Genomic DNA, 8,505 nt, shown 5'->3' on the forward strand with positions numbered 1-8,505 from the left:
GATCATCAAGACCGGGTAGGTCGCGCCGGTTCTCTAACCCGAAATGCTGGAGAAATACAGTGGTTGTTGCGTATATTAACGGTCTTCCCGGCGTTTCACGGCGACCCGCCGGGCGCACCCAGCCCGCCTCCATCAGCACGTCGAGCGTGCCTTTGGAAATCTGCACGCCGCGAATGGACTCGATCTCGGCCCGGCTGACCGGCTCATGATAGGCGATAATCGCCAGCGTTTCGGTCGCCGCGCGGCTCAGCTTGCGCGGTTCCTCGCGCTCCCGGCGCAGGACATGGGCAAGATCGGGCGCGGTTTCGAAATGCCAGCGCTTGCCGCGCTCGACCAGGCCTATGCCGCGCCCCGCATAATGGGCCTGCAGTTCGTCGAGCGCCGCGCCGACATCGACATCCTCGCCGACGGCCTGGGACAGGTCGTTGAGCGTCAGCGGCTCCTCGGCGGCGAACAGCGCCGCCTCGATCGCCCGGACATCGTCGCTGATTTCGGTCATTTACCTTGTCTCACCATCAGATCGGAAAAATGGTCGTCCTGCTGAATTTCCGCCTTGCCCTGGCGGGCGAGTTCCAGCGCGGCTACGAAGCTCGAGGCCAGCGCCGACCGGCGATAGCCGCTGTCTGCGCTGTCCGGAAGAAAGCTTTCGAGAGTCGTCCAGTCGACGGTCAGGCCGACGAGCCGCTCGAGCCGCGCCAGCGCTTCTTCGAGCGTCATGACCGGGCGGTGCGCGACGATATGGACCGCCGGCTCGGTGCGCGCGCGCAGCTGGCCATAGGCGGCGATCAGGTCGTAGAGCTCGGCCTGCCAGCGGCTCTTGCGGATCACGCGGATGCCTTCCGGCGCGCCGCGCAGGAAAACGTCCCGTCCGATCCGGTTGCGCGCCATCAGCCGCGCGCCCGCCTCGCGCATCGCGTTGAGCCGTTGCAGCCGGAGCTGGAGGCGCAGGGCCAGTTCCTCGGGGCTCGGATCCTCCTGCTCCTCCTTGGGGAGCAGCAGACAGGATTTGAGATAGGCCAGCCACGCCGCCATCACGAGATAGTCGGCGGCGATTTCGAGTTTGAGCGCCTTGGCGTCGTGGATGAAGGCCAGATATTGTTCGACCAGTTCGAGGATCGAAATCTCGCGCAGATCGACCTTCTGCGTCCGCGCGAGGCTGAGCAGCAGGTCGAGCGGCCCTTCCCAGCCGTCGAGGTCCAGCGTCAGCCGCTCCGCCTCCGCGACCTCGGGCGCGTCCTCGAAAATGTCTGTTTCCGCTTCGCTCACGCCAGGGCCAACAGGCTGTCGCGTTTCTGCAGAAGCGCATCGAGCGCGTCGGCGGTTTGAACCGGACGCACGCTCTCCATCGCGCGGTCGAGACGTGCCCGGGATTCCGCCGATATATCGTCGAGCCGTTCGACCGTGCGTTTCATCTCGTCCATCCGGGCCCAGCAGTTGAGAGCTATATCGCAGCCGGCCTCGACCACGGCGACGGCGCGGTCGGCCGGGTCTCCCGCCAGCGCCTGCATGTCGAGATCGTCGGAAAAGAGCAGCCCGTCGAACCCGATTTCGCCGCGGATGATCGTGTCGATCACGATCGGCGACAGTGTCGCGCACCGGTCCGCGTCCCAAGCTTCGAATACGATATGCGCCGTCATCGCCATCGGCGCGTCGGCCAGTTTCTTGAACGGCGCGACGTCGATGGCGAGTTCCTCGGCCGAGGCGGTCACGCGCGGCAGTGCCTTGTGCGTATCGACCATCGCGCGGCCATGTCCGGGGATATGTTTGACCACGCCGGCCACGCCCGCATCGGCCAGGCCGTCGAGCACCGCCCGGCCGAGCGCGGCCACACGCATCGGTTCGAAACCGAGCGCGCGATCGCCGATCACGTCGTGCGCGCCGGACTGGCGGACGTCGAGCAGCGGCAGGCAGTCCACGGTGATCCCGCATTCCGCGAGCGTGAGACCGATCGCGTGCGCATTGCTGCGCGCCGCCTCGATCGCCGAAATCGGCGCCTTGTCGTAGAGCGCATCGAATGTCGCCCAGGGCGGAAATTCGGGCCAGACTGGCGGTTTCATCCGGACGACGCGTCCGCCTTCCTGGTCGATCAGGATCGGCACATTGTCGCGGCCGGAGATCGCGCGCAGTTCGTCGGTCAGCGCCCGCAGCTGATCGCGATCCACCACGTTGCGCGCGAACAGGATATAGCCGGCGGGATCGCTGTCGCGGAACAGCGCCCGCTCTTCGTCATTCACCCTTTCCGCGGCAATGCCAAAGACGACGGGCTTCATTTCGCTTTCTCGTTGTCGATCTCGTGTACGCCCAGCGGGCCCTCGATCAGTTAACCACCACGCTGCACGCTTGCCCGGCATTGCGCAAGCGGGTGCAGAGCGATCGGGCGGCTTCGCGCGAGCTGGCGGCGGCGCGGAGCCGGTACAGCGTGCGCCCGCCGGCCTGGACCGGCGTCACCGAATGTTGCAATGAATTCAGGCTGTTATTCTGTCGGCCGATCTCGGTCCAGGCGCGGTTCGCAGCCGCCTCGCTGGAAAACGCGCCGAGCTGGATAAGTCGCCCGCTCGCCGCCGTCGCGCCGGCCGAAGAGGCGGCGGCATTGCCGCCCGAGGGGCGCGGCGCGGACTCGGCGAGGCTGCGGTTGGACGCCGGGATGCGCGCGCTCGCGGCGCCCGTCGGCCGGTCGCCCGCTTCATCGCCCGCATTCTCGCCCGCGGTCGCGGCGACCCGCCGCCCGGACACCGGTTCCTCCGGCGTCGCGCTCCGGTCGATCCGGCCTTGGGGGCTGCCGCCTTCGCTTGCCGCAAACGCCGCATCGCCCTCGCCTTCGACTTCCATGCCGCCGGCTTCGCTCGGCCGCACGCGATAATCCTCCTCGGGTGCGGCGATCAGTTCGGCGCCGTCGGGCGCGGCCGGCCCCCAATCGCGCAGCCAGAAAATCCCGCCGACGACCAGCGCGATGGCGACGAGCACCACGAGCACGCCGCCGATCAGCTTCATGAGGCTGACGCCCTCATCCTCATCCTCCTCGACCGCCTCGAGCCACGGCAAACGCTCTTCCTCGCGCGCATCCAGCACGTCCTCGTTACTCATCACTCCATCTCCTCGACGGCTTCCACACCCATGATCGCCAGGCCATTGCGTATGATTTGCCCGATTCCGGCCGCCAAGGCCAGCCGGGCCCGGGTCCGTTCCGGGTCGTTAACTATCAATAGCCGCTTTTCCGGATGGTCATTACCACGATTCCACAAAGCATGGAATTCTGCTGCAAGATCAAAAAGATAGAAGGCAATCCGGTGGGGCTCATAGGCACCGGCGGCCGCCTCGACGATCCGCGGAAACTGTGCCGCGCGCTTGACCAGCGCCAGTTCCTCGCCGTCGAGCAGGCCGAGATCCGCCTCGCCGTCCGGCGCAATCCATTCGGCCTCGGCCTTGCGGTGTACCGAGCGGATGCGCGCATGCGCATATTGGACGTAGAACACCGGATTGTCCTTCGACGCCTCGACGACGCGCGCGAAATCGAAATCCATCTGGGCGTCGGCCTTGCGCGTCAGCATCGTGAAGCGCACGACATCCTTGCCGACCTCGTCCACGACATCGGCAAGCGTGATGAAACTGCCCGACCGTTTCGACATCTTCGCCGGTTCGCCGTCGCGAAGCAGTCGCACCATCTGCACGAGCTTGACGTCGAATTCCGTTTCGCCCCCGGTCAGTGCGGCCACCGCCGCCTTGATCCGCTTGACCGTGCCCGCATGATCGGCGCCCCAGATGTCGATCAGTATGTCGGCCGACTGGCTCTTCTGGAAATGATAGGCGAGGTCGGTGCCAAAATAGGTCCACGATCCGTCCGACTTGCGGATCGGCCGGTCCTGGTCGTCGCCGAATTCGGTCGATTTGAAGAGCGGCAGCTCGACCGGCTCCCAGTCCTCGGGCGTCTTGCCCTTCGGCTTTTCGAGTTCGCCGTCATAGACCAGGCCGCGGGCGCGCAGCTCGGCCTCCGCCGCCTGCGGCTTGCCGGCCGCGAGCACGTCCGCCTCCGAGGCGAAGATGTCGTGCCGGATGCCGAGCAGCGCGAGGTCCGCGCGGATCAGGTCCAGCATCGCCGCCACGGCACGCTCGCGGAATATCTGCAACCATTCGGCCTCGTCGGACCGGGCGTGGCGATCGCCGAATTCGTCGGCGAGCGCCTTGCCGACCGGCTTCAGATACTCCCCCGGATACAGGCCTTCGGGAATGTCGCCGACATCCTCGCCCAGCGCCTCGCGGTATCGGATATGCGCCGAGCGCGCCAACGTATCGACCTGCCCGCCGGCATCGTTGACATAATATTCGCGGATCACCCGATAGCCGGCATATTCGAGCAGGTTCGCCAGCGCATCGCCCACGACCGCGCCCCGGCAATGGCCCATGTGCAGCGGCCCGGTCGGGTTGGCGGAAACATATTCGACATTGACGGTCCGGCCCGCCCCCATCGCCGATTTGCCATAGTCTGCGCCTTCGGCGGCGATGGTCTGCAATTCGTCGCGCCAGGCCTGATCATCGAGGCGGATGTTGATGAAGCCGGGTCCGGCAATCTCGGCCGCGGATACGCCATCGAGCCGGGCGAGCTTGGGCGCGATCAGCGCCGCCAGTTCGCGCGGATTCCGGCCGGCCGGCTTGGCGAGCACCATCGCCGCATTGGTCGCCAGATCGCCATGGGCGGGATCGCGCGGCGGTTCGACGGCCACATTGCCGCGATCCAGCCCGGCGGGAATGTCCCCGGCTTCGGCCAGACGATCGAGAATGGCGCCGATATGATCGGCGAACTGGGTGTAGATGGTCACTGGCTTCCCGTTCTTGTGCGAGCCGGGCGATTAGACGATCAGGGGGCGCTGGGCAATTCCGCTCGTGGACGGCGGCACGCCGCATTCATTCGCGCCGCCATTCCGGCCGCGTCATGCCAACGAAGCGATCGTCGAGCCCCGTCGCGTTGCGCGCCAGGATATCGCGGAGACTTCCGGTTTCCGTGATGATCGCGATGCCCCGCTCGGTGAACGTCTGACGCTGATTTTCCGCATCTCCCCAGACATGTTCGGAAAGCAGCGGATTGGTCAGCGCCTGGGAAAAGGCGTCCATTGCGACCATGGCTGTCAGCAGGTCCGGCAAGGGGCCGTTGGGCTCGCGGGGTTCGGCGAAGAGCCCGGTATAGAATTCGAGCCGGTCGACCGACCCGTAGAGCCGTTCGAGTTCGCCCACGAGTGCCTTGCGCCGCGCCTGTTCGGCGGGATCCTTCGACGTGCCGACCAGCTTGACGAAGCTTTCGGGCACGTCCCTGCCCATCGCCTTCCGGTACGCGGCATAGCCCTGCACCGCGTTCACCTGGGACTGGCGCAGCGCATCCATTTCGGCCTTGCGCATGAAATCGGCGGCGTTGCCGAGACCGAGTTCGGTCGCCGGATTGGCGGAGATATCGACAAAGGCGCTCGCAAGCCCTCCATCGAGCAGCACCCTGTTGTTGAGCAGCAGCAGATTGCCGTCGATATCCTGCCCGGCCCAGCGCGTTTTCTGCGGAACCAGCGAATGCCAGCGATAGAGCAGCGTGAATTCGATGGTCATCCAGTTTTCGCGGTTCCAGTCCGCCGTCCAGGCGGCCTCCGGCCAGGCGCGGAGTTTGAACTTCGCGGTGCTGATATGGTTGATATATTCCTCGACCACGAGCTTGATGAACATCACGATCAGGATGTTGCGGACCGTCTCGAACACCCGGTCGTCGTCCCACTCGGGATGATCGCCTTCGATCAGGGCCGCCACCCGGTTGTGCTCGCGCAGGAACAGGACGTTCATCATCGCGGTCTGCGGGGCGGCATTGACCCGGTCACCACCGACCGCGAACAGCGTTTCGCGCATTTCGGGCGTCGTGTGGCTGATCCCGAGCGGCGTATCGAGGATCGGCCGGCCGGTCTCCGCATCGAGAAATTGCGGATCGACCTGTTCGCCGCCCGGCAGATAGAGGCGTAACGGCCATTCCTCGCCGTCGATCCCCTCGGATTTGAGGCGGCCCTTGCGTCCGGAATCGCCGGACAGGAGCCGGAGCGCCCGTGTCTGCCACCCGGTACGCCCGTAAAGCGTGCTGAGATCGATTTCATGGTTGGATGTGGTCCGGGTCCGGTCTTCTTCCGCATCGACGTTGGAGAGTTGGGTGCGCAGGAAGCCGTCGGTCAGATATTGCGCGAAGGCCGGAAACAGGCAGGTGGATTTGGGGCAGAGCCGCTGGCCGTTGGGACCGGCGAGGAAGAGTTCGACCACTTCTTCGGGCGGCGGCAAGGCCGGCGGCGTAACGCCGGGCCAGCGCGTGCCCGGCAGGAGGCGGCCGAAATAGCTGCGATCCTTGAGGCCCGGCCAGGTAATGTAATCGTCGCGCGTGCTCCAGGCATGCGGCCGGTTCCGCCCGCGTTTGACCAGCCGGTTGATCAGGAACGCGTTGGTCTTCTTCTTGCCGAGGACGGCGGATAACAGCCCGATCCCGACATCTTCGAGGAAACTGCCCATGTTTCTCTCCCTTCTCCCGAATGACGTTCGCGACCGTCGCGCCGTTGACCGCGCTTGCCGAAAACTACCATCTTTTGAGGGAGAAACGTAGCCGGACCTGATCCATCCGGGATCAAAAGCCGTCGGGCAGTTCCAGCGGACCCACCACATCGCGATAGCAGCGGATCGCAAAACTATCCGTCATGCCGGCAATGAAATCGGCGATATGGCGCGCCCGATGCGGCTCTTCGTCAGGCAAGCTCTTCCGCCAGTTTTCGGGCAACAGCACGGGTTCGGCGTGATAGGCCGCATAGAGCCCTTCCACGACGGTCCGTACCGCGTCCGCGACCTCCTCCTGTTTCGGATGCTCGTACATATGCGCGTAGAGAAAGCGTTTGAGCGTCCGCTCATGGTCCGCCATCGCGGGCGAAAAGGCGGCGAGCCGGCGGCCGGCCGCGCGGACATCGTCGGCGCTTTCGACGCCCGCATCGGCGACGCAGGCGCGGGTTTCCGCGATCAGATCGTTGACCATGAGCCCGATCTGTTCGCGGATCAGTTCGGAGGCAAGCTGCGCGGGACCGGCATCCGGAAAGCGATATGCGGCGCGCTCCCAGATCTCCGCGATTTCGGGGATCGCGAACAGGGTTTCGCGGTCGAACAGCCCCGCGCGCAGCCCGTCGTCGATGTCGTGATTGTCATAGGCGATATCGTCGGCCAGCGCTGCCACCTGCGCTTCCAGGCTCGCGAACGTGCCGAGGTCGAGGCGATGTTCGGCATCGACATCGGCCAGCGCCCAGGACGGGTCTTCGACAGGGCCGTTATGCTTGGCGAGTCCTTCCAGCGTCTCCCAGCTCAAATTGAGCCCGGCGAAGCGCGGATAGCGATGCTCGAGCCGGGTCAGCATGCGCAGCGTCTGCGCATTGTGATCGAACCCGCCGGCATCGGCGAGCGCCGCCTGCAACGCATCCTCGCCCGCATGGCCGAAAGGCGGATGACCGATGTCATGGGCGAGGCACAGCGCCTCGGTCAGATCCTCGTTCAGCCCGAGCGCGCGGGCGATCGTCCGGCCGATCTGCGCGACTTCCAGGCTATGGGTCAGGCGAACGCGGAAATGATCGCCATCGGGCGCGACGAAGACCTGGGTCTTGCCGCGCAGCCGCCGGAAGGCGACCGAATGGATGATCCGGTCGCGATCGCGCTGGAACGCATCGCGCGGTCCGCGCATTTCGTCCCGCCCTTCGTCATGCAGGCGGCCCCGGGATTGCGCCGGCCGGGAAGCGAAGGGCGCGAGCGTCATCGCGGATCGAGGCGGGTGACCTCCTGCCCCTCCGCGCTGCGGAAGGTGTGGCCGTCAATCTCGCCTTCCGCCGCGATCGCATCGAGAAAGGCCTGGGCCTCGGCGCGGCTGTCGAATGGGCCGACAAGCAGCCGGTTGGTCGCGTTCCACGGCGTGAACCAGCCCGTTTTTCCCTCGAACGCGTTCGGCGCACGGCGCGAGAATTGCCGATAGGTGAAGCGCAGCGCCGATTGTTCGCGGCCGATCGCAACCTGCACCCAGGTGCGCGCGGGATGCGCGGGCGCGGCGTCAGGTTCGGGCGCGGCGTCAGCGGTTCCGCCCGCCATGGCCGCTTCGGTCGGCTGGGGCGATCCGCCCTCGCGGTAGAGACGGGTAACCGCCTGGCCTTCGGGACTGCGCCAGCGCAGCGCCTCGATGCCCGCTTCGGACAGGGTGTTGATGAAGGCCTGGGCCTCGGCGCCGCTGTCGAACGGTCCGACGAGCAATCGGTTGGTTTGGCCCAGCGGCGTGTACCAACCCTCGCGTCCCGCAAAGACGGCATTGGCCCGCGCATAGCGCCGATAGGTGAACCGCATCCCCTCCTGCGTCGGGCCGGTCGCGAGTTGCACCCAGTTGCGCGCCGGTTCCGCTGCGTCCGGCTCCCCGGCCTGCTCTTGCGCCGGTGGCGGTGGCGGTGGCGGTGGCGGTGGCGGTGGCGGTGGCGGTGGCGG

The 8,505-nt window shown here is 66.2% G+C and carries 8 protein-coding genes; all 8 read right to left on the minus strand.

Annotated features, from left to right (window positions below):
• Positions 1–499 (minus strand): SMC-Scp complex subunit ScpB (gene scpB / locus ACTS1X_RS13970; protein ID WP_442615016.1); only part of this gene is annotated, 499 nt, incomplete at its 3' end.
• Positions 496–1,266, minus strand: a complete 771-nt coding sequence (locus tag ACTS1X_RS13975; protein WP_442615017.1) for a segregation and condensation protein A — start codon at positions 1,264–1,266, stop codon at positions 496–498. The genes ACTS1X_RS13975 and scpB, both read right to left, overlap by 4 nt.
• A complete protein-coding gene (gene nagZ, locus ACTS1X_RS13980; protein ID WP_442615018.1) occupies positions 1,263–2,270 on the minus strand; it encodes a beta-N-acetylhexosaminidase in 1,008 nt (335 codons plus the stop codon). The genes ACTS1X_RS13975 and nagZ overlap by 4 nt, the downstream gene beginning before the upstream one ends.
• Before the next feature lie 46 nt (positions 2,271–2,316).
• Positions 2,317–3,084, minus strand: coding sequence for an SPOR domain-containing protein (locus tag ACTS1X_RS13985; RefSeq protein ID WP_442615019.1), 768 nt, complete (start codon positions 3,082–3,084; stop codon positions 2,317–2,319).
• Positions 3,084–4,814, minus strand: a complete 1,731-nt coding sequence (argS, locus tag ACTS1X_RS13990; protein ID WP_442615020.1) for an arginine--tRNA ligase — start codon at positions 4,812–4,814, stop codon at positions 3,084–3,086. The genes ACTS1X_RS13985 and argS overlap by 1 nt, the downstream gene beginning before the upstream one ends.
• Positions 4,815–4,899: 85 nt before the next feature.
• Positions 4,900–6,519 (minus strand): peroxidase family protein, encoded by a 1,620-nt coding sequence (locus ACTS1X_RS13995; protein WP_442615021.1) that lies wholly within the window; start codon positions 6,517–6,519, stop codon positions 4,900–4,902.
• 112 nt (positions 6,520–6,631) lie between these two features.
• Positions 6,632–7,795 (minus strand): deoxyguanosinetriphosphate triphosphohydrolase, encoded by a 1,164-nt coding sequence (locus ACTS1X_RS14000; RefSeq protein WP_442615022.1) that lies wholly within the window; start codon positions 7,793–7,795, stop codon positions 6,632–6,634.
• Positions 7,792–8,505 (minus strand): SPOR domain-containing protein (locus ACTS1X_RS14005; protein ID WP_442615023.1); only part of this gene is annotated, 714 nt, incomplete at its 5' end. The genes ACTS1X_RS14005 and ACTS1X_RS14000, both read right to left, overlap by 4 nt.

Source organism: Parasphingopyxis sp. (assembly GCF_052168275.1).
GTDB lineage: Bacteria > Pseudomonadota > Alphaproteobacteria > Sphingomonadales > Sphingomonadaceae > Parasphingopyxis.